The organism is Romboutsia sp. LXY-2 (genome assembly GCF_056171995.1).
In genome coordinates this window covers 72,357-95,292 of the sequence record NZ_JBKFGI010000001.1, presented here as the reverse complement: position 1 = coordinate 95,292, position 22,936 = coordinate 72,357, and the positions used below count along the sequence as shown (strand labels likewise).

24 protein-coding genes are annotated in these 22,936 nt (G+C 27.5%); 18 read left to right on the top strand and 6 right to left on the bottom strand.

What is annotated here, in order from left to right; all coding sequences use genetic code 11:
- Positions 1 to 26: 26 nt before the first annotated feature.
- A complete protein-coding gene (locus ACI48P_RS00465) occupies positions 27 to 536 on the top strand; it encodes an HD domain-containing protein (RefSeq protein WP_475212377.1) in 510 nt (169 codons plus the stop codon).
- A gap of 44 nt (positions 537 to 580) precedes the next feature.
- Positions 581 to 1,417, top strand: coding sequence for a PHP domain-containing protein (locus tag ACI48P_RS00460; protein ID WP_475212375.1), 837 nt, complete (start codon positions 581 to 583; stop codon positions 1,415 to 1,417).
- A 105-nt stretch (positions 1,418 to 1,522) separates the two neighbouring features.
- On the opposite strand, the gene ACI48P_RS00455 is transcribed toward ACI48P_RS00460, so the two are convergent.
- Together ACI48P_RS00455 and ACI48P_RS00450 are read right to left on the bottom strand one after the other, a co-directional pair.
- Positions 1,523 to 2,506 carry a CgeB family protein gene (locus tag ACI48P_RS00455; protein ID WP_475212373.1) on the bottom strand — a complete coding sequence of 328 codons (984 nt, stop codon included), beginning with the start codon at positions 2,504 to 2,506 and terminating at the stop codon, positions 1,523 to 1,525.
- A 205-nt stretch (positions 2,507 to 2,711) separates the two neighbouring features.
- Complete coding sequence (locus ACI48P_RS00450; RefSeq protein ID WP_475214106.1) at positions 2,712 to 3,686, bottom strand: CgeB family protein; 975 nt, start codon at positions 3,684 to 3,686, stop codon at positions 2,712 to 2,714.
- Between the two features lie 239 nt (positions 3,687 to 3,925).
- Here ACI48P_RS00450 and ACI48P_RS00445 point away from each other — a divergent pair, with 239 nt between their 5' ends.
- From ACI48P_RS00445 to ACI48P_RS00430, 4 genes are all read left to right on the top strand, one after another.
- Complete coding sequence (locus tag ACI48P_RS00445; RefSeq protein WP_475212371.1) at positions 3,926 to 4,657, top strand: hypothetical protein; 732 nt, start codon at positions 3,926 to 3,928, stop codon at positions 4,655 to 4,657.
- Positions 4,658 to 4,677: 20 nt separating this feature from the next.
- Positions 4,678 to 5,196 carry a GNAT family N-acetyltransferase gene (locus tag ACI48P_RS00440; RefSeq protein WP_475212369.1) on the top strand — a complete coding sequence of 173 codons (519 nt, stop codon included), beginning with the start codon at positions 4,678 to 4,680 and terminating at the stop codon, positions 5,194 to 5,196.
- Between the two features lie 86 nt (positions 5,197 to 5,282).
- Positions 5,283 to 6,017, top strand: coding sequence for an ABC transporter ATP-binding protein (locus tag ACI48P_RS00435; RefSeq protein ID WP_475212367.1), 735 nt, complete (start codon positions 5,283 to 5,285; stop codon positions 6,015 to 6,017).
- Positions 6,007 to 7,035 (top strand): ABC transporter permease, encoded by a 1,029-nt coding sequence (locus tag ACI48P_RS00430; protein WP_475212366.1) that lies wholly within the window; start codon positions 6,007 to 6,009, stop codon positions 7,033 to 7,035. The genes ACI48P_RS00435 and ACI48P_RS00430 overlap by 11 nt, the downstream gene beginning before the upstream one ends.
- Positions 7,036 to 7,252: 217 nt before the next feature.
- On the opposite strand, the gene ACI48P_RS00425 is transcribed toward ACI48P_RS00430, so the two are convergent.
- Positions 7,253 to 7,741 carry a hypothetical protein gene (locus ACI48P_RS00425; protein ID WP_475212364.1) on the bottom strand — a complete coding sequence of 163 codons (489 nt, stop codon included), beginning with the start codon at positions 7,739 to 7,741 and terminating at the stop codon, positions 7,253 to 7,255.
- A gap of 482 nt (positions 7,742 to 8,223) precedes the next feature.
- Between ACI48P_RS00425 and ACI48P_RS00420 the strand changes: the two genes are divergently transcribed.
- Together ACI48P_RS00420 and ACI48P_RS00415 are read left to right on the top strand one after the other, a co-directional pair.
- Positions 8,224 to 9,000, top strand: coding sequence for a YdcF family protein (locus ACI48P_RS00420; RefSeq protein WP_475212362.1), 777 nt, complete (start codon positions 8,224 to 8,226; stop codon positions 8,998 to 9,000).
- 86 nt (positions 9,001 to 9,086) lie between these two features.
- Complete coding sequence (locus ACI48P_RS00415) at positions 9,087 to 9,518, top strand: hypothetical protein (protein WP_475212360.1); 432 nt, start codon at positions 9,087 to 9,089, stop codon at positions 9,516 to 9,518.
- 24 nt (positions 9,519 to 9,542) lie between these two features.
- On the opposite strand, the gene ACI48P_RS00410 is transcribed toward ACI48P_RS00415, so the two are convergent.
- Entirely contained in the window at positions 9,543 to 10,127 is a 585-nt protein-coding gene (locus ACI48P_RS00410) for a DsbA family oxidoreductase (RefSeq protein WP_475214104.1), read from the bottom strand.
- A gap of 300 nt (positions 10,128 to 10,427) precedes the next feature.
- Here ACI48P_RS00410 and ACI48P_RS00405 point away from each other — a divergent pair, with 300 nt between their 5' ends.
- Positions 10,428 to 11,255, top strand: coding sequence for a transketolase (locus ACI48P_RS00405; RefSeq protein WP_475212359.1), 828 nt, complete (start codon positions 10,428 to 10,430; stop codon positions 11,253 to 11,255).
- The gene (locus ACI48P_RS00400) at positions 11,252 to 12,178 is read left to right on the top strand and encodes a transketolase family protein (protein ID WP_475214102.1); all 927 of its coding nucleotides are present in this window, start codon (positions 11,252 to 11,254) and stop codon (positions 12,176 to 12,178) included. Before ACI48P_RS00405 ends, ACI48P_RS00400 begins: the two co-directional genes overlap by 4 nt.
- 161 nt (positions 12,179 to 12,339) lie before the next feature.
- Here ACI48P_RS00400 and ACI48P_RS00395 read toward each other — a convergent pair whose 3' ends face one another.
- A complete protein-coding gene (locus ACI48P_RS00395) occupies positions 12,340 to 13,158 on the bottom strand; it encodes an ATP-grasp domain-containing protein (protein ID WP_475212357.1) in 819 nt (272 codons plus the stop codon).
- A gap of 254 nt (positions 13,159 to 13,412) precedes the next feature.
- On the opposite strand from ACI48P_RS00395, the gene ACI48P_RS00390 reads away from it, so the two are divergent.
- From ACI48P_RS00390 to ACI48P_RS00355, 8 genes are all read left to right on the top strand, one after another.
- Positions 13,413 to 13,610: a helix-turn-helix transcriptional regulator gene (locus ACI48P_RS00390; RefSeq protein WP_475212355.1), complete on the top strand. Its 198-nt coding sequence runs from the start codon at positions 13,413 to 13,415 to the stop codon at positions 13,608 to 13,610.
- Between the two features lie 2 nt (positions 13,611 to 13,612).
- Entirely contained in the window at positions 13,613 to 14,032 is a 420-nt protein-coding gene (locus ACI48P_RS00385) for a hypothetical protein (RefSeq protein ID WP_475212353.1), read from the top strand.
- A 384-nt stretch (positions 14,033 to 14,416) separates the two neighbouring features.
- The gene (locus ACI48P_RS00380; protein WP_475212351.1) at positions 14,417 to 15,373 is read left to right on the top strand and encodes an alpha/beta hydrolase; all 957 of its coding nucleotides are present in this window, start codon (positions 14,417 to 14,419) and stop codon (positions 15,371 to 15,373) included.
- A gap of 63 nt (positions 15,374 to 15,436) precedes the next feature.
- Positions 15,437 to 17,419, top strand: a complete 1,983-nt coding sequence (locus tag ACI48P_RS00375; protein ID WP_475212349.1) for a sigma-54 interaction domain-containing protein — start codon at positions 15,437 to 15,439, stop codon at positions 17,417 to 17,419.
- 215 nt (positions 17,420 to 17,634) lie between these two features.
- Positions 17,635 to 19,068: a Na+/H+ antiporter NhaC gene (nhaC, locus tag ACI48P_RS00370; RefSeq protein ID WP_475212347.1), complete on the top strand. Its 1,434-nt coding sequence runs from the start codon at positions 17,635 to 17,637 to the stop codon at positions 19,066 to 19,068.
- A gap of 24 nt (positions 19,069 to 19,092) precedes the next feature.
- Entirely contained in the window at positions 19,093 to 20,235 is a 1,143-nt protein-coding gene (gene iadA, locus ACI48P_RS00365; RefSeq protein WP_475212345.1) for a beta-aspartyl-peptidase, read from the top strand.
- 106 nt (positions 20,236 to 20,341) lie between these two features.
- Positions 20,342 to 20,734, top strand: coding sequence for a cytidine deaminase family protein (locus ACI48P_RS00360; RefSeq protein ID WP_475212343.1), 393 nt, complete (start codon positions 20,342 to 20,344; stop codon positions 20,732 to 20,734).
- A 477-nt stretch (positions 20,735 to 21,211) separates the two neighbouring features.
- Positions 21,212 to 22,105 carry a TSUP family transporter gene (locus ACI48P_RS00355; RefSeq protein ID WP_475212341.1) on the top strand — a complete coding sequence of 298 codons (894 nt, stop codon included), beginning with the start codon at positions 21,212 to 21,214 and terminating at the stop codon, positions 22,103 to 22,105.
- A 263-nt stretch (positions 22,106 to 22,368) separates the two neighbouring features.
- Here ACI48P_RS00355 and ACI48P_RS00350 read toward each other — a convergent pair whose 3' ends face one another.
- Positions 22,369 to 22,905, bottom strand: coding sequence for a hypothetical protein (locus ACI48P_RS00350; protein WP_475212339.1), 537 nt, complete (start codon positions 22,903 to 22,905; stop codon positions 22,369 to 22,371).
- Positions 22,906 to 22,936: the final 31 nt, after the last annotated feature.

The window sequence follows — 22,936 nt, the reverse complement described above, 5'->3', positions numbered from 1 at the left end:
TAAATAATTTGCCTAGGAGAAAAGTAATGGTACCAAAGAGAGTAAAACAATTTTATATAAATGTTACGGATGTTATGAAAAAAGACGATTATGAATATGTAAAAAGTATTTTAAATAAAGAAGAATATGATTTATTTACTAAGCTTTTAAAGTCAGAACAAAAGCATAGTGTTAGAAATGCTAAAGACATTGAATATGCCATTGACAACAATTTAGTAAATAGTGATGAAATAATAAACAATAGAGATATTTTAGTAAAAGCTGCACTAGTACATGATATTGGAAAGATAAGAAAAAGACTAAATGTATTTGATAAATCTATTATTGTAATTTTAAATAAGCTTACGAAAGGTAAGTTAAGAAATGTAGAGAGATCAAAGAAAGTGCAGTGCTATTACAATCATAGTCAATATAGCTATGAAATATTAAAAGAAATGAATGAGGATCAGTTATTATTAGATATAGTAAAAAATCATCATAATGAAAACAATAAATATATAATAAAATTTTTTCAAGAAATTGATGATAAAAATTAATATTAAAGACATAAACACAATATGTATAAGGGGAGTTAATTTAAATGATAATAGCAGATTTACATGTTCATACTAATATTTCAGATGGGTCACTTACAACAGAAGAAGCAGTAAAACTAGCAAAGAAAAACGGAGTAACTCATATAGCTATTACTAATCACGATACAGTAAAAGGGCTAGCAGAAGCAATAGAAATTGGCAAAGAAGAAGGATTATATGTTATTCCTGGAATAGAAATATCGGCTTATGACTACAAAAGAAAAAGAAAAGTTCATTTACTAGGCTATGGATTTGATTTAGAAGGAAGTAACTTGAAAAAACTTTGTTCTAAATTATTAAATGATAGGAATAATCTGTCTGTAAAACAAGCCAAAATAATAAAAGAAATGGGCTATGATATAGAAATTGAAGATATAAAAAAATACTCAATAAATAGTGAAATAGTATATAAGCAACATATTATGCAAGAACTAATCAACAAGGGCTACTGTGGCGCAATATATGCGCCTTTATATAAAAAGTTGTTTAAAGGAGATAGTCCTTGTAATTTGGAAGTTGAATATATTGATATATTTGAAGCTATGGATGCAATTATTAAAGATGGTGGAATGCCAGTTCTTGCCCATCCAGGACAGCTAAATTCTTATGAATTATTAGAAGAATTAGTAGAAAAGGGACTTGTAGGTGTTGAAAAATACCATGTATCTCATAGTGAAGAAGACTATAAAATTATTGACGATCTTTCCAAAAAGTATAATTTGATACTTACAGGAGGAAGTGATTTCCATGGTACATTTGGTAAAGAAGTTACTATTGGAAGCTTTACTACTCCATTAAACAGCTTAAAACATATAATAGAATATATTGATAATAACAAGTAATTAAAATATTTGTTATAGATTAAATAAAGAAAGCTACCTTAATAAAATTAGGGTAGCTTTTATAATATATGTTAATAATAATTTAATTTGTATAATTTATATTTATTAATGTATTACTTTATTATCCATTAATACTGATAACATATACTCTGCTCTATATTTATAATTATGAGGCTTTACAGAATCTAATCCATTGGCCCTTATCTCATCTCTGATTTTTTTGTTTTTTAGATAGTGCCTAATTAATTCAACAGTCTCCTCAGGAGAAGATGAAACAGATAAATCTTTACCAGGAGTGAACAGACGTCTCACTTCAGGTGTGTCATTTGTAAGTAAGAATCCGCCACTCCCTAAAACTTCATAAGTTCTTTGAGTAAGCTGTGTTTCATGATTTTGAAGTCCTATTACTATATCACTAGAACTATAAATATCATTAGTGAAAATATATGGAACAGATCCATGAATCCATTCTTTAGGTATTGGCTTACCAATGAACTTAGCCATCTTATCCCAATCGTTACCAAAGAAATCCACTCTTATATTTCTTTTAATCAAAGGTGCTACAAGATTACTTATAGATTTTATTCTATAATGATCTGGAAAGTTTTTTAAATTATTTGGATAACCATTTGCAACAACTACAATATTATACTTAAAACTTTCATCAGGTACAGCAGGATGATGGACAAATTGATGATAACCAAAGTCTAGGAGACTCGCTGGTATACCTAATTCATTATAAAATTCTACTTTGTCTTTACAAATAGTAAATATAAAATCAGGTTGAAGTCTTTCTATTAATGGTTTAGAAAATCGATCGGTATGAGTAGGGTCTTCAGTTGCCCAATATACAAGAGGTATATTGTTAGCTTTAACATTATTTCTTATCCAATCTATTTTATTAAGGCTATTATTTTCATCAGTCCACCCCATAGTGATAACTAAATCAGGTTTAAACTCAGAAATTAGAGAGGATATTTTTTGTTCATTAAGACGGCCTGATACTTTCACTTCATGACCTGCATCTAAAAATCCATTTGGTAAACCATAAACCCACAATGGATGGCTTTCTAAAAATAATACTTTCATAATAATCACCTCTATACTTAGATAATATATGTATATGTATAAAATAACTAATATAAAACCGAAGAAGTTATAAATGGATTATATAACTTAAGATTTTTATTAAAATAAATAAGCCATATATATAATACCTAAAGGCTATAACCTTAAGAATCGTAGATATGGCAATAGAAAATTAATGTTAAATTTATTTTAAGATTTATAAAATTTATATTATATTTTCCTTTTCTAATATTTCTAGCATATATTCGGCTCTATTCTTATAACTATTACCAATTAATATTTTATCTCGACCGGCTATTCCTATATTTTTACATTCGTCAGGATAATTTACATAGTACTTAACTAATTCAACACTTTGTTCAGGAGTAGAACTCATTAATAAATGCTTACCATTTTCGAAATTTTCACGTATAGCCAAAGTGTCCATAGTGAGAAGACAGCCACTAGAAGATAATATCTCATAGGTTCTTTGTGTAAGTTGAGTAGTATAGTTTTGAAGGCCTAACATTATGTTTGAAGAGTTATATACTATATTAGTTTCATCATAAGGTACATATCCATGTAACCACTCTTTAGGAATTTCATAACCTAAATAAGGAGTTACATCCTCCCAATGCCTTCCCCAAAAATCTACTCTGATGTTTTCTTTAAGTAGTGGTACTATTAATCTTTTAAGTGATTCATGTCTATAATGTTCTGGATGGGAAGCCAAAACCTGTGGATAAGCATTAGCTACTATTGAAATAGAACTTTTATATATTTTACTAGGGTTTGTGGGACGATGTATGTGACTTGAATATCCAAAATCCATGTAAGCACATCTAACTCCCAATTGATTATACAAATCCACGCTTTCCCTAGATACGCTAAATACAAAATCAGGGTTCATCCTTTTTATAAGTGGCAAACAAAAGTTCCACGTAAAGGTAGGGTCTTCTGTTGACCAATAAATATGAGGAACCTTATAATATTCTGTATATTTTTTTATAATCAATTGATTTTCTACACTTTGTCCAGGTCCCCATCCAATACTTATTGCTAGATCTGGTTTAAAATCTTCTATTATATAAGGCAATGTACCTTTATCTATATCACCAGCAATTTTAACCTTATAGCCTAAATCTATAAAACCTTGTGGTAAGGTGTGAATCCATTGATTCTGACCCTCAAGAAATAATATACGAATGATTATTACCTCCTTAATGCATATTTACATAAAATAATGTTTGATAATATAATAGTATGCAGAAAAAATAATAAAGGTATTGATTTTTTATATTTATTGATGTAGAGTATGAGTTTGTGACAGTAAAATAACAAATATTTTTATAATAGTAGTAATTAATGGAAATGATTACTATAATAGGATTAATAAAAACATAAATAAGAAAATGTAAGAAAAGAATTAGGAGGAAGTTGGTGGTGAAAAAGTCACTTTTAATAATATTATTTTTAAGTATGTTAGGACTAGCAGGTTGTGCTAATGAACCTACTAAAATAGACAGCATAAAATTTAATGGAACTATAGAAGAAATATACGACAATTCTTTAATAGTTAGAACTAATGATGAAAAGTTAAGTTTTGATAAGGCAAGTGTAAGCTATAAAGGAGAAGACTTAGACTTTAAGCCAAAGATAGGGGATATGGTAGAAATAGAGATTTTACCAGAAATAAGAGAAAGCTATCCTGTACAAACCACTAGTGTTAGTATTATGAAATTGGAAGAAAAAGTTGATGATATTAATTACGAAGATACTCAGATAGCAAATCCATGGACAGATGTAAATAATATAAGTGAAATATTTAATCAATTAGGAGCTGAGTTTATAATAAATCAACCAGAAGGTTTTGAAGAAATCTATATGGCAAAGGGAACAGAAGGTATGGTTGAAGATAAAACAATAGCGAAATGTGGTAAAATAATTTATAAGAATGGTAACAAAGAAATAGTAGTACAAATTGAAAAAGATTTATACATGTATAAATTTGCAAAAGAAAATCACCAAAAAATATCTATAAATTCAATAAAAGCTTTTTATGATCAAGAAACAAAAAGAATAATATATGCTCAAGGTGATTATAGTATATTAATTGATACTGTAGGATTTGGTGAAGACTTTTCACTAGTAGGTATGGTAAAGTTAAAATAATATTATTTTAGGGGTTAAATATGAATAATTACATAATAGAAACGAAAAGATTAGTATTTAGGAAAATAGAAAAAAGTGATTTTAATGAAATAGCTAAGATTTTAAAAGATATTGAAGTAATGTATGCTTGGGAGAAATCTTTTAGTGATGATGAAGTATCTGAGTGGATAGAAAAAAATATTTCAAGATATGAAAAAGACGGATTTAGTTATTTTTTAGCAATTAGGAAAGAAGATAAAAGTGTTGTAGGCCTAATGGGACCATTGGTTGAGAATATAGAAAATAAAGATTATATTGGTGTTGCCTATATTTTAAATAAAAAATACTGGGGCAATGGATATGCCATAGAAGGTATTAAAGAGTGTGTTAACTATGCATTTGATAAACTTAAAGCTAAAGAAGTTATAGCACAAATAAGACCTGAAAATATGTCTTCAAGAAAAGTTGCAGATAAATTAAATATGAAATTAGTTGGAGAATTTGTAAAGGTATATGAAGGTAAAGAGATGCCTCATCTTATATATTCTATAACTAAATAAAATATAAAGTATTGTAGTATTAACGATTATAGATATGAATATATTGTAGTTAATAATAACTCATTTTGAGTGTATTAGGAGGGAATATGTCTACTGAAAATTCTATTAAGGTTTGCAAAGTAAATAAAAGTTATAAAAAACAACATGTTTTAAAGGATATATCATTTGAAGTAAAAAATGGTGAAATCTTTGGTTTACTTGGACCATCAGGAGCAGGGAAAACAACATTAATAAGATTAATGATGGGAATGGAGTCTCTTGACAGTGGTAGCATTGAAATAATGGAAAATATTGTACCTAATATTAAAATTATAGAGAAAATAGGTTATACAGCTCAGGCTGATGCTTTATATACAGATTTAACTTGTGAAGAAAATATGAAGTTTTACTGCCAATTATATAAGGTTCCTAAAAAGATGTGGAAAGAAAGAATTAATGAATCTTTAAGCGTAGTAAATTTACAAGATGATGGCAAAAAAATAGTAAGTAAGTTTTCTGGAGGGATGAAGCGTAGACTATCTTTGGCTATATCATTAATTCATAAACCTACCTTACTAATATTAGATGAACCAACAGTAGGAATGGATCCACTACTCCGTAAGCAAATATGGGCTCAATTTGAAAAATTAAGAGAAACAGGGGTAACGATAGTAATTACTACTCATGTTATGGATGAAGCTACAAAATGTGATAGAGTGGCTATGATTAGAGAAGGAAATTGTATCTCCGTCGGAAAACCCGACGGGTTAATAAAAGAAACTAATTGTAAGGACTTAGAAGAGGTATTCTTAAAATTAGGGGGCGAGATAAATGAGGATTAATGCAATAATAACTAGAATAATAAGACAGTTCTTTAGAGATAAGCGTACCTTAGCACTGTTAATATTTGCTCCATTACTTGTTTTAACTCTTATGAATTATGTGTTTACAGAACATGATAGTCCTTTAAATATTGGTATAGAAGATAAGAATATGGAAAAAACTTTAAGTTTTTTAGATGAAGATAATAATATTTTTATAATGACTAAAAGTGAAGCTGAAGATAAGTTTAAAGTTAAAGATTTGGATGCTTTTATCCAAAATAAAAACAACAACTTAAACGTAATACTTCAAGGCTCTGATAGTTCAATCAATGGTAAAGTAATTAAAGAAATTCAAAGTGGATTAAAAGAAAATATGCCATCTCAAGCTATGATGCCTCAAGTTACAACAGAAAATTACTATGGAAGTAATAATATGGCAACAATAGATTATTTAGGCCCAGTATTAATAGGATTTTTTATTTTCTTCTTTGTATTTTTAATATCAGGAGTTAGCTTTTTACGTGAGCGTACAACGGGTACATTAGAACGATTATTAGCAACTCCAATAAAAAGATATGAAATAGTACTAGGGTATTTGATAGGTTTTGGATTATTTACAATATTCCAATCAGCAATAATATCATTGTATAGCATTTGGGTTCTTGATATTTATAATGCAGGAAATATATTATCAATAATGGTAGTTACTATAGTTATAGCTTTATGTGCTCTAAGTTTTGGAATGTTTTTATCAGCGTATGCAAATAATGAACTTCAAATTATTCAGTTTATACCTTTAGTAATAGTACCTCAAGCATTTTTCTCAGGACTATTCCCTATTAGAGGAATGATAGAACCATTACAGATTCTATCAAAGGCTATGCCTTTAACATATGCAGCTGAGGCTCTTAGAGATGTAATGATAAGTGGTGCAACAATAATGGATGTGTTACCAGATTTAGGAGTATTACTAGGATTTACATTTGTATTTGCTATGCTAAATATAATAGCACTTAAGAAACATAGAATCTGGTAGAATATTAAAGTAGCAATATAAAAGTCTATGTTAAATTATTTAGTTGCTAAATATAAATAATAAAAATGACTGACACTATATATTAAATAGTATCAGTCATTTTCTTAGTTAATTCGCTTTATATTAATATTGTAAATGTTCTTATAAATAACTAAAGTACAGTTGCTATTATCTTTAAGGCAGATAGTTGATTATTTTTTCTATATAGTCACATAAACTATTTATATAACGCATCTATATAACCAGCTAATTCTTTTGATTCTACAACATAATCTCTAGTCAATAAATTAGTCATATCATTATTTTCTATCTCATTTATATCTATAGATACATGAATATCATTATTTTCTTCTTTAACCAAGATTATCCTTCTTTTAAATGTAGTAGATACATCATCTTTAGTAACTTTCTGTTCTCCATCTAAGAAAATTTCTATTCCTTTAGGTGAATAGTTATTTGAAAATTTATCTCCTGATATACGATGTTTTTTTCCCTCAATTAAAGCTTTACTAATATTATTAGCTAAATCTTTTGATATTTGATATTCAAAGTTATCTGGCTCAGGTTTATCCATTAATAAAATTGTAGCTACTATATCTTTATCACTAAAAACAAAAGCATCTTTTAGTAGATAATTGTTTTTCATACTGATCATTCCCCATATAATAACAGCTATTGATGCGAATATAATTATGTGTTTTTTCATAGTCTATCTCCCCTATATTATTTTATTGTCGCTATCTACTTCTAGATTTCGTGTTATATAACGTTTGCGAACTCAATTAAATTATATATGATATTTAATTATTTTCAGATTACAAAATGGTTTCATTGTTTTAGGTAAAATATCTTATTTTAACTTAGTTCAATATACCTATTTTTAATAGTAGTTATAGTTGAGTAATTTTCAGTTGTAACTCAATTGAAACCTCTAAACCAACCCTTTAATCTACTGTGGTAACTATTAGCGCGTTGAATATGATAAATTCCATCTTTTAATTCTTCTAATTCACTCGAATTTAAAGTTTTTATATGTTTCTTTAAGTTCTTATGCAAAGCCATACAAAATAACATTTTTATAAATAATACAATATGTATCATATACATTTTAAGATAACAATAAAAGTGATTGAAGTGTATAATAAATAGATAAATAAAATATGTAGGAAGCAAATTAGGAGAGTATATATGATGAAAAGTATTTATGAGATATTAGGCATTATATTATTTAGCGCTTTTTTAGTACTATTTAATGGAATAAATTTTGGAGCTTTGTTTATTATTAGTACATTATTAATAATATATATCAGTGTAGTTATTAATAGAATTGCTAAAAATAAAAACAATAACTTTATAAAAGTATTTTCTAAAGTTATTAACATTTTGGTAATATTATTTATTGCATCATTTTTGATTATACAATCAATAATTGTTATAGATATGGTAAATAGTAAAGAACCTAAAGATATAGAGAAATTAGATTATATTGTAGTTCTTGGAGCAGGTCTTGATGGAAATAAAGTAGGCAAAGTATTGAAATCTAGGTTAGACAAAGCTTTAGAATATTACAATCTTAATAAAAATTCAATATTTATAGTATCTGGAGGGCAAGGAGAAGATGAAATTATATCTGAAGCAGAGGCTATGTATAATTATTTAATAGAAAATGGTGTAGATAGCGAACAAATAATTAAAGAAGATAAGGCTACAACTACATTAGAAAATATAAAATTTATTAAAGAAATACTTTTAGAAAGAAATGATGAAGATAAAAAAGTTTTAATAGTAACTAATGATTTTCACTTGTTTAGAGCTAAAACTATTACTAACATTTTAAATATTGATAATGAAGGATTAGCATCTAACACACATATTAAAGTTAGGATTAATTATTTATTAAGAGAATATCCCACTATGATTATTGATATGATAAGAACAATACACCATGCAAGTATTTCACAGTAAGCTTTATTGTCTAATAAGTAAAGAGATTTAAATAAAAAAATAATATATGCAAATAATAACTATATCAACCACTGAGGAGGAAAGTCATGAGTAAATATAGATTAGATTATTTTTCAAAATATTATTTTTATGAAGAAGAAGAATTTGTTAAAGAGGTAGAAGATGGAGAATACATATTAAATCAAATGAAAGAAAGTAATAGATTTGACTATAAAGGACACTCATATAAATATACTAAGTTTGGTAATATATCTAAGAGCGATACTAAAAGAGATGTAGAAATAGAGACATTAGAAAATGATATCAATGTATTAATCAACGGAGAAAAGGCACATTTAGATTTAATATATAAATTTGATATAAGTGAGTTAGAAGACCACGTTAGAGTAGCAACAAGAATAAGTGAAAAAATTGATGATATTTCATGTTTACTTTATATAGACTATAATCAAGCAAAAGATTTTATTAGTGATTTAAAAAGGGTAGAAGAAGCTCAAGTTAATTTTATGAATAGCTAAAAAGGTGTGTATTTACACACCTTTTTAATTTAATGATTCAAAGGTTTTTAAGAAGGTTCTTTTAGTTAGTATACCACTTAAGTAATTGTCATCATTTATTATATAAGTTGGAAAAATCTCGATATTTAGTTGCTCTTTAAGTTTTTGGTTTTCAATTAATTTTTTTTCTAAATTGCCATTTCTTATTTCTTCCATTGCTTCATCAAAATCTAAATTTATTTTCTCAAAAGCTTCTTTAAGCATTTTTTCATCTGAAATATCTTTATCATTAAAATAATACTCCTCAAAAATGATTTTACAAAAGTCAGTTATTTTATTATGAGTTTGAGCATATTCAGCTAATAGTAAAGACATATGAGAGTTGTACTTCTTATCTAAGTTTCCGAAGTCTATATTATTTCTACTTCCCAAAATTCTAAGTTTTTTATATATATTCTCAATATCATATCCATCCATTAGTTCTTCCTTTAACATACCTCCAGGCTCAATATAAGGATATAATTCACAAGGTTTATATATGCAATTTATATCAAAATTCTTTTTAAGTTCCTCAATAATATTAAAACTAATATAACAGAATGGACAATTATAATCAAAAAAAACGGTTATATTGTTAATAATTAATCACCTCAAAATTAAAGATACTATTATATATGACAAAAAACATAAAAATGTCTACTATTTCGATAATAAAAATGAAAATTAAAAGGATAAAGCTAATAATAAAGGTTAACCATATATTAAGTAACAGATTAAGTGATAATAATTCTTAGGATAAATGTTAAATAAAAAATAATTAAACTCAAAAAATAAGATTAAAAATATTGATTTTATAGAAGAATAAAAAGGTAGATAGTAAATGCTAATAAAGTTAGTAATTTTATATAAATAAGAAAGAAGGGAAGCAAAATGTATAATCAATTACAAGTTCATGCAATAAATATTAGAAAAAATATTATAGAGATGATTCATGAGTCTAAGTCTGGGCATCCTGGAGGATCTTTATCTGGTGTTGAGATTCTTACATATCTTTATTTTAAAGAAATGAATATCAATGAAAATAATCTAGACAGTAAGGATAGAGACTTTTTTGTATTAAGTAAAGGACATGCGGCCCCAGTATTGTATGCTACCTTAAGTGAAAAAGGATTTATACCTGAGGATGAGCTTAAGACTTTAAGAAAGTTAGGCTCTAAGCTTCAAGGTCACCTTGATAGCAAAAAAATAAAAGCTATAGATATATCAACAGGTTCCCTGGGACAAGGAATATCAAATGCTGTAGGACTTGCATTAGGGGCTAAAATAGACAATGGAAGTTCTAGAGTATACACACTACTTGGAGATGGAGAGCTACAAGAAGGTTTAGTATGGGAAGCTGTAATGAGTGCTGCTCACTATAAATTAGATAATTTAGTAGCAATAGTTGATTATAATACTTTACAAATAGATGGAAAAAATGAAGATGTTATGAATATAAAACCTTTAGATAAGAAATTTGAAGGCTTTGGATGGAATGTAATTACAATAGACGGACATGATTTTGAACAAATTGAACATGCATTAAATCATGCTAGAGATATAGAAAATAAGCCAACTGTTATAATAGCGGAGACAGTAAAAGGTAAAGGAGTATCATTTATGGAGCATAATGCAGGATGGCATGGTAATGCACCAGATGCTAAGCAAAGGGATACTGCTATAAATGAATTAGATGAAGTTAAAAAGGGGTGGTTATAATGGGATTAGCAACACGTGAAGCCTATGGAAAAGCATTAGTAGAGTTAGGAGCAGAAAATCAAGATATAGTAGTACTTGATGCAGATTTATCAAAATCTACAAAAACTGCTGACTTTGCCAAGACATATCCAGAAAGATTTATAAATGTAGGTATAGCAGAGCAAAACTTATTAGGAATAAGTGCTGGTTTATCAAGATACGGAAAAGTTCCTTTTGCTAGTACTTTTGCAGTGTTTGCAACAGGAAGAGCTTTTGAAATAATTAGAAACTCAATTTGCTATCCAAAATCAAATGTTAAAATAGCAGCTACACATGCAGGAATAACTGTAGGAGAAGATGGAGGATCGCATCAATCAATAGAAGATATAGCAATAATGAACTCACTTCCGAATATGACAGTGCTAGTGCCTGCGGATGCTAAAGAAACAAATGAAATAATAAAGTTTGCCGCTGATTACAAAGGACCGGTATATATAAGACTTGGAAGACTTAATGCTGAGGATATATTTGATGATAGTTATAAGTTTGAGTATGGCAAAGGTGTAATATTATGTGAAGGTGAAGATGCAACAATAATAGCTACAGGTTTAATGAGTGCAATAGCAAAGGAAGCTTGTAATACTCTTAAAGATGAAGGGATAAATGTTAGGCTAATTCATATGCCTACTATAAAGCCTATTGATAGAGAAATAATAGCAAAGGCAGCTAAAGAAACTAAGTTTATCTTAACTTGTGAAGAACATTCAATCATAGGTGGATTGGGGCAAGTAGTAGCATCTGTAACTTCAGAAACTAATCCAACTAAAGTTGTTAAGTTAGGGATAAATGATGTTTTCGGAGAATCAGGAACACCAAAAGAATTATTAGAAAAGCATGGATTAACGCCAGAAAATGTAATAAAAATAGTAAAAGAAAATTTATAATTAAAAATTTTTAAAATACTATACTTTCTAAATAATAAAAAATAGCTAGGTAAATATTTTACTCTAGCTATTTTGCTTACAAAATATATTTAATAATATTAAATATATTTCATTGTAGTTTTATAAATAATCTTTAACTATATAAAATCCTATAATCCTTCTTAAAGAGCTTTCTTTAATGATTCTTTTAGATTATTTATAAACTTATCACGAGTTTCTTCTTTTAATTCTAAAAGAGAAAGATAAGGATTCAAATCTTCTAATTCTACAAGTAAAAGTTCTTTATTTTCACCTCTACATGCATCTACCCTTTGAATTCCACAGTTAAGATTGTTCCAATCTATAAACTTCTGGGCAAATTCTAAATCTTCTTTTGTAGGAGAGTACTCTTTAAGCTCCCATCTTCTGTCTTTATCTGGTGCATAAAGTGCATATTGGAATTCTTTATCAATAAAATAGAAAGAAACTTCATATTCAAAATTGATTAAAGGTTGAATTAATGTGTCTCTGTTAGAAGTATCCACCTTATCAAAGATTTCTTCTTTTGTTAAAAACTCCATTCCAATTGAATCTGCTCCATCTTTTGGTTTTATAACATAAGTACTAACCTCTGGAAGTTTATCAAAAGAATTTAATGTATCAATAGTAGGTATAACCGGATAGCCGCTATTAGTTAATTCTATTAAATATTCTTTTCCATTCATATCAGCTTTACCATTAAAAGAATTATATGTATTAAGATTATTACAGACTATTCTTTTACGGAAGGCCTCATACTTATCTTTAAAGTTTGCAACTGGTCCTGCATTTCTAAATACTATTAAATCAGATTCCTTTTCAAAAGCCTCCACATCTTCGGGATGGCAAAGAACTAAGTTGAAATCTTCTCTTAGTTTTGAGGTTAAAAACAAATCTTCTTCATAATAAAGTCTTCCTTTGGCCTCGTAGTATAAATCTGTAATAAATAATAATTTTTTCATTAAATAACACCTCCTATAGATAATAAAAATATATATTTTTAATTTCGCTCATTCTAATAAATAGCTAAAAATGTATAATTAACGATTCTATAATATATATAGAAAAAAGTCAAATAATTTAAAAAATTAAAAAAGTTATACGAGCGATTAAAATAAATAGTATGAAAATAAAATGTAAAACATACTTGACATAAAATGTAAAGGAAACTATACTTAAAATGTAAAGTTAAGTTTACATAAAGAGAGGTTAGAAAATGAAAAATAGGATACAAGAACTAAGAAAGCAAAAAAAAATTACTCAAGAAGAGCTAGGTAAGATGTGTGAAGTTTCTAGACAAACGATAATATCTCTAGAAAATGGTAAGTATAATCCATCAATACACTTAGCTTACAAAATAGCTAAGATTTTTGGATGTATTATTGAAGAAGTATTTATATTTGAGGAGGAGTAAGTATGAAAAGTGTAAAGAAAAACATTATTGGGTATGGAATAACATTAATATTAGGGTTAGGACTATTAGTGTTCTTATATTTATCTGATTTTGAGGTAGGGAAAGTTAGTAATATAATTTTTGGAATGTCATGGGGTCTAATAGGTGCAGGATTAGGTGGTGTAATAGTAAGTAGCATTTCTTTAAAAAATCCAGCAAAGATTGAAGAAATAGAAACAAATGAAAAGGATGAAAGAAATATTTATATAAGAGAAAAAACAAATTCTAAAGTATATTCATTGTTTATATATGTGGAGTGTTTAGTGATATTTATTACAACATTATTAGGATATACAAACATAACAATTATGTTAGCAGTAGTGATGTTATTTAAATTAATAGCATGGTTTATGATAGCTAATAACATATCAAAAAATTGTTAATTTAACGAAAATAATAAATTAGCATAGAATATAAGCATTAAGTTCCTATAGTAATAATAGAGAAAGAGTAGAATATATCTACTCTTTCTCTATTATTAAGAATAAATATAAAAAACTATTTTTTTCTTTTCTCTATGAATTTACGAATTTGCTTCCATTCATCTCCAGAAAAGAAAGTTAAAACAAAGTCTAATAAAAGTGTACCAATATCTAATACAAGCTCCATTGATAACACCTCCTTTAACTTATTATACTAAAAGTATTATGTAAAATGTTATTATATTATACAAATTAAATAAAAAATGAATGAAAATAGTCCTAATAATAGAAAGCAATGATACATATATGGTAAAATCTCTATAAATGAAAGTAGGTGGAAGAAGTATGTGGCTAAAAATTTTATTAATTGTGGTGACTATAGTAATAGTATTAATATTTATATCTTCTTATTATTTATCAAACAAAGTACTTCATCCTAAGAGAGTTTGTTTAGATAAATCTATGCATATAGAAAATAAAGCAGGTAGGATTAATAAAAATGAGTACAATAAATTAATTAAAGAAGATATAACTATAAAATCAACTAATGGATATGATTTAGATACAACTATTATATATAGAGAAGGTATAAATAGAGAAAATATTATTAAAGACAAAGAAAAGGTAGTAATATTTGTTCATGGATTTGAGTACAACAAAATAGGAAGTGTAAAATACTTTGAAATATTTAGAAATAGAGATTTTAATATAGTAATGTATGACCATAGAAATAGTGGAAACAGTGGTGGAGATACAACTACAATGGGATACTTAGAAAAAGAAGACCTAAAAACAGTGATAAACGAAGTAAAATTACTATTTGGAAAAAATGCAATTATTGGATTACATGGAGAATCAATGGGAGCTTCTACATCACTTTTAACTTTAGAAATTGAAGACAATATAAACTTTATTATTGCTGATTGTGGTTATTCAAATCTAAGAGATGAGCTATCATATCAGATAAAGAAGCAATTTAACTTGCCTTCATTTCCATTTTTAAATATTGCAAGTATATTTAATAAATTACGTGTTGGATATAAATATGAAGATATACTTCCTATTGAAAGTATAAAAAAATATGGATTAAAGGTTCCTATATTATTTATACATGGTGATAGAGATAATTTTACACCTTGTAAGATGAGTGAAGACATGTATAAAGTAAGAAAAGAGAGTGTAGATAAAAATGTATGTACTATGATATATATTGGAAAAAATAGCGATCACACTGAAACATATTGGAACAATAAAAAAGAATGTGATGAAGTAATAGGAAAGTTTCTAAAAGAAGCATTATAATAAAGTAATTATTTAAATACATTCTGGTATTTAGTGTGGTAGATCATTTATAGGAGGCAGTAGGTGAAAAAAGTAGTAATAATATCATTAGGAAGAAAAACAGCAAATTCATTGAAAGAGCAACTCCAATCTATATTAGGAGAAAAGGCAGAAGTAATATCTTATTGCACAGAAGATGATTATATTAAAGACTTAGATTGTGATTTAATAATATTTTCTGGAAGTAGTGTTAAAGATTTAGTTTTAAATAAGCATAAGATTAAAAGTAAATATATTATAGCAAGGAGAGTAATAAAGCACCAATCTATTTATGGACTTATAAATCTACCAAAAGATTTAAATGTTTTATTAGTAAATGATGAAGAAGATACTTGTAAAGTTGCTATAAATCAGTTGAAGAATCATGGTATTAATCATATTAATTACCATCCCTATTTTCCCAAAATTGATAATTATGATAAATTAGACATAGCAATTACACCAGGGGAATCTCAGTTTGCTCCTAATTGTGTAAAAGAAATAATAGATATTGGTTGTAGAGAAATGGATGTTACAAGTATTGTTGAGGTATTAATTAATTTAGATTATATTGATGAATTTGGAGATTCATTATTTGCTTATTATTTTAGAGATATGGTTAGTATTTCTAAAAGATATATAAATATTGCTAAGGGATCTAATAAATTAAAAAATATTCTTCAAGATATAGTTGATAATTCGCAAGAAGGCATAATATACACTAATACAATAGACTGTGTACTTGTACTAAATAAAAAGGCACAAGATATACTTAAAATAAAAAAAGAAGATGCAATTTCTAAAAATATATATGAAGTTTGCAGTGATTTAGATAATGATATAGCTACTATAAATGACAAAGAAGTAGTTATTACAAGAAAGCCAATTTATAGTGATAATAACATAGTTGGTTATGTTATTGCTTTAGATACAGCTGAAAATATAGAGAAAATGGACGATGAACTTAGAAGGAAGAAAAAAGAAAAAAAGGTACAAGCAAAATATACTTTTGAAGATATGATAGGAAGTAGCTTTAAAACTCTTAAATCAATAAAGCTTGCTAAAAAAATTGCAAAGACTAATTCAACAGTTTTAATTGAAGGTGAAAGTGGTACAGGAAAAGAAATATTAGCACAGGCGATACATAATGAATCCGATAGAGCAAACTATCCATTTGTTGCAATTAACTTTGCAGCTTTATCAGAAAATTTACTTGAAAGTGAGCTTTTCGGATATGAAGATGGAGCTTTTACTGGAGCTAAAAAAGGTGGTAAGGTAGGTTTATTTAAAAGAGCCCACAAAGGAACTATATTCTTAGATGAAATAGGAGATGCCCCCTATCATTTTCAGTCAAGACTACTTAGAGTTCTTCAGGAAAGAGAAGTTACACCTGTTGGAGGTACAGAAAGTATACCTATAGATGTAAGAGTAATAGCTGCTACAAATAAAAATTTATTAGAGGAAGTTGAGAAAAACAATTTTAGAGAAGACTTATTTTATAGGCTTAATGTTATGCCAATTAGTACCATTCCTCTTAGAGATAGAGTAGACGATATTGAGACTTTAATTAAATTTTACCTTAAGAAAAATAAAGTATTCGTAAATTTAAATGACTTTATGGATGATGAAACTTTAAAATTTCTAAAGGAATATAATTGGAAAGGTAACATTAGAGAATTAATAAATGTTGTAGAGTATCTTATTAATATTAAAGATGAAGATCTACTTACAATAGAAGATTTACCATCATATATGATGAAAAATATGAACGTTTATAAAAATAATAGCTTAAGTTATAAAGAAATAGATGACAACATTATTTGGATATTAGAGAAAATAAATAAATACGAAAATATTGGAAGACGAAGCTTAGCTATAATGGCAAAAGAAGAAAACTTGGATTTGGGTGAAGGTAAAATAAGAACTATTCTTGTGAAAATGCAAGAATTATCTTTAATCAAAGTGAACAAAGGGATAAAAGGTACAGAAATACTTCCTGATGGTAGAAAAGTAATCGAAAATAAATAACTGAATGGGATAATGGGATGAATTAATGGGATTTAATTTATCCTGTTATCCCTATTTTGATGAATTTATTTTAAAAATATTGCGAAAATTCTTATTGTAAGTTGCCAAATAACTGTATTTTTATAAAAAGATATAAAAAATCAAACTTGGCACACTAATTGCTTATATAAATTATATTAAATAAATGGAAAATGAGTAGTTAAGGGGGAATCACAATGAAGAAAAAACCAACAGTAGTACAAGCATTAGCACCAATTATATTTATGATTGTTGCACTTACAATAGGAAATGGATTCTTAAAGATGAAGGTTGAGCCAATAATGGTTTTATCAGCTTTCTTTGCAGGGATAATAGCTTTGAGTTTAGGATATACATGGAAAGAAATGCAAGATGCAATTATAGATAAGATAGCAAGTGCACTTCCAGCAACATTAATATTATGGAGTGTTGGATTCTTAATAGGATCACTAATGTTTGCAGGAACAGTACCAATGATAATTTATTATGGAGTGCAGTTAATAAGCCCTAAGTTCTTATTAGTAACAGCATTCTTAGCATCAGCTTTAGTTTCAACAGTAACAGGAACATCTTGGGGTTCAGCAGGAACAATAGGTGTTGCTATGATGGGTATTGCAGGAGGATTAGGAGTATCTTTACCAGCTACAGCTGGGGCAATAGTAGGTGGAGCTTTCTTTGGAGATAAATTATCGCCACTTTCAGATACTACAAACTTAGCACCAATGGCAGCTGGTAGTGATTTATACGACCATATAAAACATATGCTTTACACTACAATACCAGCAGCAATAGTATCATTAGTAGTATATTTTATTGTAGGATTAAGTACAGAAGGAAATATGGCAACACCAGAATTAGTTACAACAATGATGACTCAGTTAGACTCAATGTTTAACTTTAATATAATATTATTAATTCCAATAGTATTAGTAATATTAGGTTCAGTAAAAAAATGGCCAACAATACCTACAATGTTAGGAACAAGTATTTTAACAATAATATTAGGTGTATTTATGCAAGGATTTAGTATTGTAGATGGATTTCAAGCGTTAGTAGGTGGATTTGATATAGGTATGACTGGGTTTATGGGAGAAGCATCACCAGAAGTAATGAAACTTATAAACAGAGGTGGAGTAGCATCAGTTACTAGTACAACTGTATTAATATTCTGTGCAATGGGATTTGCTGGAATAGTAAGTGTATCAGGAATGTTAGATGTAGCATTAGACTTATTAATGTCTAAAGTAAAATCTAGTGCAGGTATAATAATATCAACTATAGTATCTTGTGCAACAGTTGCATTTGTTACAGGAAGTTCATATTTATCAATACTTATACCAGGTGAGTTATTTAAAAATGTATATCCAAAGAAGAACTTACATCCAAAGAACCTTTCAAGAACTCTTGAAGATTCAGGCACAGTTATAGTTCCGCTTATTCCTTGGTCAGCAGCAGGTGCATATATGGCTTCTACACTTGGAGTACCAACACTAGAATACTTACCTTGGGCAATACTAAATTATACAGGTATAATATTTGCAATAATACTAGCTTTAACAGGCTTTGGAATAGCAAAGTTAGATGATAAAGATAATAAAGATAATAATGAAAAATTATCTAAGGCAAATTAAATTAAAGGAAATTAAGGAGATATTATGATAGTTATTAAAAATATAGAATTATATTCACCTAAGTACCTTGGAAGAAAAGATGTACTTATTAGTGGTGGTAAAATAATTAGTATAGAAGATAAAATAGATTTAAATCATTCAAAGTTAAAAGTTATAAATGGAGAAGGTAAAATACTTACTCCAGGATTTATAGATCAACACGTACATATAACAGGTGGAGGTGGAGAAGGAAGCTTTAAGACTAGAGCTCCTGAAATTACCTTATCAAAGCTTACATCAAATGGTATAACTACAGTAGTAGGATTATTAGGAACTGATGGAACTACAAGAAGTGTAGAAAATTTAGTAGCAAAAGCAAAGGCATTAAAAGAAGAGGGAGTAAGTGTATATGTACACACAGGCTCTTACGAATACCCAACAGTTACATTAACTAATAGTGTAAAAAGAGATATAGTATTTATAGAAGAGATAATAGGAGCTAAAATTGCTTTATCAGACCACCGTTCAGCAAGTATTACTAATAGTGAGTTAAAAAGAGTTGCATCAGATGTAAGAGTAGCAGGAATGATAAGTGGTAAAGCTGGAATACTTGTAGTTCATATGGGAGACGGAGACAAAGGATTAACTCCGATATTTGAAGTAATAAAAGAAAGTGATATACCTGTAAAAACTATAAGACCTACACATGTTAATAGAAAGAAAGAGCTTTTAGAGCAATCTTTTGAATATGCAAACATGGGTGGAATAATAGATTTAACTTGTGGAATATATGATGAACTTAGTCCTAAAAATGTTATAAAAAGTGCTAAAGAAAAAAATATTCCTATGGAAAATATTACTATAAGCTCAGATGGATATGGAAGCTGGTCAAAATATGATGAAAAAGGGAACTTAATAAAAATAGGTGTATCTTCGGTAGATAGCTTACATAAAGAATTTAAAGCAATGGTTATAGAAAATAAATTTGAAATAGAAGATGCATTAACTTATATTACTTCAAATGTAGCAAAAGCACTTCAATTATATCCTTTAAAAGGAGCTATATGTGAAGATAGTGATGCTGATATGTTGATTTTAGACAAAGACTTAGAAATAGACACTGTTATTTCAAAAGGAAAAGTTATGGTTGAAGATAAGGAAGTAATAGTATTTGGAACATATGAATAGATTTTAAAAATCACAATTACAAGACTTTTAATATGAATTATGATTATAATCCTAGCATATAATTTTATCAACATTAATAAAATCAATATAGTTAGGAGATAATACAATGGATTTTGATAAACTTTATGGTATAGCTTATTCAGTAATAAATCCAATTAAACTTTCTGAATTTGCTAAATCAGGTAGTGTTGGATCAGCAATATTAACAGCTTCAGGTAATATATATACAGGTGTTAATATTGAAACTGAATGTGGAATGGGATTTTGTGCGGAACACTCAGCTGCTGCATCAATGATAACTAATGGTGAAAGCCATATCATAAAGATAATTGCAGTTGGTAAAAAAGGGAATATTATGCCTCCTTGTGGAAGGTGTAGAGAATTCTTAAGGCAATTACATAGTGATAATTTTGAAGCACAAGTAAAAATTGATGAAAATACAATAATAAAACTTAAGGAACTTTTGCCATTTGATTGGAAAAAAAGTAGCCAGATATAAAAGATAACCATTACTTAAGAACATATGAAGTAATGGTTATTTTTATTTGCTTAGAATTAAGTTAAAACAGGAAAAGGTTTTTTAAATTTTCTAAATATAAATAATTTTATAAAAATTATGTTAAAAAAATATCGAAATAATCTTAAAAATGAATATTAACTATAAGGGAATAATGTAGAAAAAAATAGAATAATGATAACTTTTAAAAATATGTTTTTATAATGAATATATTAAAAATTATATGAATTCTAAAAAATGAATATATTAAAAATGTTAAAATTATGTTAAGAAAATGTTGGAATTTCAACAAAAAATGAGTGGGTTGCTTTTGAAATACAGTTTTTAAATTAGTATTTAGCAAATGTCGAAATATGCAGAAAGAAATACGTAGGAAAATGATATTTTATAATAGTATGTGAAAAGATTTTGTAGTATAATTAACGAGGTAAAAGAATTATATAACAACGGAGGTAAAATATGTTAAAAGCAATGTTAGGTTTATTAGCGGTAGTTACAGCTGCATTTTCTACTGTATATGTAAAAGATTTTAATAAGCATAAAGCAACAACTGACGGTTCATTATTTAAAACAGGACTATTAATAGGATTTATAACTGATTTCTTAGACGCAATAGGTGTTGGGTCTTTCGCTACAACAACAGCAATTTTAAAATTATCTAAAAAAATAAATGTTTCAGATAAATTATTACCTGGAACACTAAACGTTGCACATACATTACCAATGATAACACAAGCATTTATGTCTTTAGCAGTAATAAGTGTAGATATGATAACTCTTATAGCTATGATTGTAGCTGCAGTAGTTGGATCTTGGATAGGTGCAGGTGTAATATCTAAGTTACCTGAGAAAAAAGTACAATTAACAATGGGAATAGCTCTAATAGGGACAGCTATTTTACTAACACTTGGACAAGTTGGATTAATGCCAGCAGGTGGAGATGCATTAGCTCTTAGCGGAACTAAGTTAATAATAGGGGTAGTAGGAAACTTTGTTTTAGGTGCATTAATGACAGCAGGAATAGGATTATATGCTCCATGTATGGCATTAGTTGCTTTACTGGGAATGGATCCAAAGGCTGCATTCCCAATAATGATGGGTGCTTGTGCATTCGTTGGACCTATAGCTAGTACAAAATTCATAAAAGAAGAATCTTATGATAGAAGAATAGCTATGCCAATAACTTTAGGTGGAGTAGTTGGTTCTATATTAGCATTATTATTTGTAACTAACATGCCTGTTTATTGGTTGAAGTGGTTAGTTGTAGGAGTAGTTATATATACTGCAATTACAATGTTATCAGCAGCTTTAAGTAAGAAAGAAGATAAATCAGAATTAAATAAAGCTAGTTAATATAATAAAAAAAGGATTTGCATTTGCAAATCCTTTTTTTATTATAAGGAGTTTTATAAAAACAAAATCAGTATCAGTAACAATTTTTAATTTGAGAGGGAATAATAACTAGATATTTACTTAATAGCCATTACTTTATCTATTATTAATGAGCCTGACTCTGTATTATTAAAATTAATTTTAAGGTATTTAATATTACTTAAATCTATATTATCAAACATTTCTAAGGGAATATTAGTATAACTTATTGGTGTGGGCCTTGACTAATAATTATGATACATATTATCAACATATTCATTTATCACTACTTCACCTTCAATATATTTTAGAGAAGAGATATTATTATTGGATATAGTAAGAGTACTTTCTTTGCCATTATTATCAACTAATGATATATCAAACACTACTTCTTTATAAATACTGTTTAATTCACTAGGTGAGTTTAATGCAAAGCTTAATCCTATTTGGGAAAACTCAGATAAGTACTTAGTGCTTAAGGGGACTTCTACACTGCTATTTTTATTTTTCCAATCTAATTTTAGTAAATTTAATTTCTCTGCATATTCAATAGTTCTAAATACACCAATATTGTCTTTATCAGGGATATAAGACTCTGTAACTATTTCACTTTCAACTTTAGATATATTAACATTTTTAAAGTCTTTTTCATCAAAAATATTTTCTGTATCATTGTAATAAATTTTATTAACTACTTCATATCCATAAAGCTTAGAAGGAGTAACCTTATTTTTAATAAATATAGGGCTTATATTTTCATCTATATTAAATACTGATTTCATAAAATCAACAGAATAATTTGATAAAAAATCT

What these genes read in the sequence shown, in the direction of transcription:
- ACI48P_RS00465 (WP_475212377.1), top strand. Translation starts at nt 27, where the DNA reads ATGGTACCAAAGAGAGTAAAACAATTTTATATAAATGTTACGGATGTT.
- ACI48P_RS00460 (WP_475212375.1), top strand. Translation starts at nt 581, where the DNA reads ATGATAATAGCAGATTTACATGTTCATACTAATATTTCAGATGGGTCA.
- ACI48P_RS00455 (WP_475212373.1), bottom strand. Translation starts at nt 2,506, where the DNA reads ATGAAAGTATTATTTTTAGAAAGCCATCCATTGTGGGTTTATGGTTTA.
- ACI48P_RS00440 (WP_475212369.1), top strand. Translation starts at nt 4,678, where the DNA reads ATGAATAATTACATAATAGAAACGAAAAGATTAGTATTTAGGAAAATA.
- ACI48P_RS00435 (WP_475212367.1), top strand. Translation starts at nt 5,283, where the DNA reads ATGTCTACTGAAAATTCTATTAAGGTTTGCAAAGTAAATAAAAGTTAT.
- ACI48P_RS00430 (WP_475212366.1), top strand. Translation starts at nt 6,007, where the DNA reads ATGAGGATTAATGCAATAATAACTAGAATAATAAGACAGTTCTTTAGA.
- ACI48P_RS00425 (WP_475212364.1), bottom strand. Translation starts at nt 7,741, where the DNA reads ATGAAAAAACACATAATTATATTCGCATCAATAGCTGTTATTATATGG.
- ACI48P_RS00420 (WP_475212362.1), top strand. Translation starts at nt 8,224, where the DNA reads ATGATGAAAAGTATTTATGAGATATTAGGCATTATATTATTTAGCGCT.
- ACI48P_RS00415 (WP_475212360.1), top strand. Translation starts at nt 9,087, where the DNA reads ATGAGTAAATATAGATTAGATTATTTTTCAAAATATTATTTTTATGAA.
- ACI48P_RS00405 (WP_475212359.1), top strand. Translation starts at nt 10,428, where the DNA reads ATGTATAATCAATTACAAGTTCATGCAATAAATATTAGAAAAAATATT.
- ACI48P_RS00395 (WP_475212357.1), bottom strand. Translation starts at nt 13,158, where the DNA reads ATGAAAAAATTATTATTTATTACAGATTTATACTACGAGGCCAAAGGA.
- ACI48P_RS00390 (WP_475212355.1), top strand. Translation starts at nt 13,413, where the DNA reads ATGAAAAATAGGATACAAGAACTAAGAAAGCAAAAAAAAATTACTCAA.
- ACI48P_RS00385 (WP_475212353.1), top strand. Translation starts at nt 13,613, where the DNA reads ATGAAAAGTGTAAAGAAAAACATTATTGGGTATGGAATAACATTAATA.
- ACI48P_RS00380 (WP_475212351.1), top strand. Translation starts at nt 14,417, where the DNA reads ATGTGGCTAAAAATTTTATTAATTGTGGTGACTATAGTAATAGTATTA.
- nhaC (WP_475212347.1), top strand. Translation starts at nt 17,635, where the DNA reads ATGAAGAAAAAACCAACAGTAGTACAAGCATTAGCACCAATTATATTT.
- iadA (WP_475212345.1), top strand. Translation starts at nt 19,093, where the DNA reads ATGATAGTTATTAAAAATATAGAATTATATTCACCTAAGTACCTTGGA.
- ACI48P_RS00360 (WP_475212343.1), top strand. Translation starts at nt 20,342, where the DNA reads ATGGATTTTGATAAACTTTATGGTATAGCTTATTCAGTAATAAATCCA.
- ACI48P_RS00355 (WP_475212341.1), top strand. Translation starts at nt 21,212, where the DNA reads ATGTTAAAAGCAATGTTAGGTTTATTAGCGGTAGTTACAGCTGCATTT.
- ACI48P_RS00350 (WP_475212339.1), bottom strand. Translation starts at nt 22,905, where the DNA reads ATGAAATCAGTATTTAATATAGATGAAAATATAAGCCCTATATTTATT.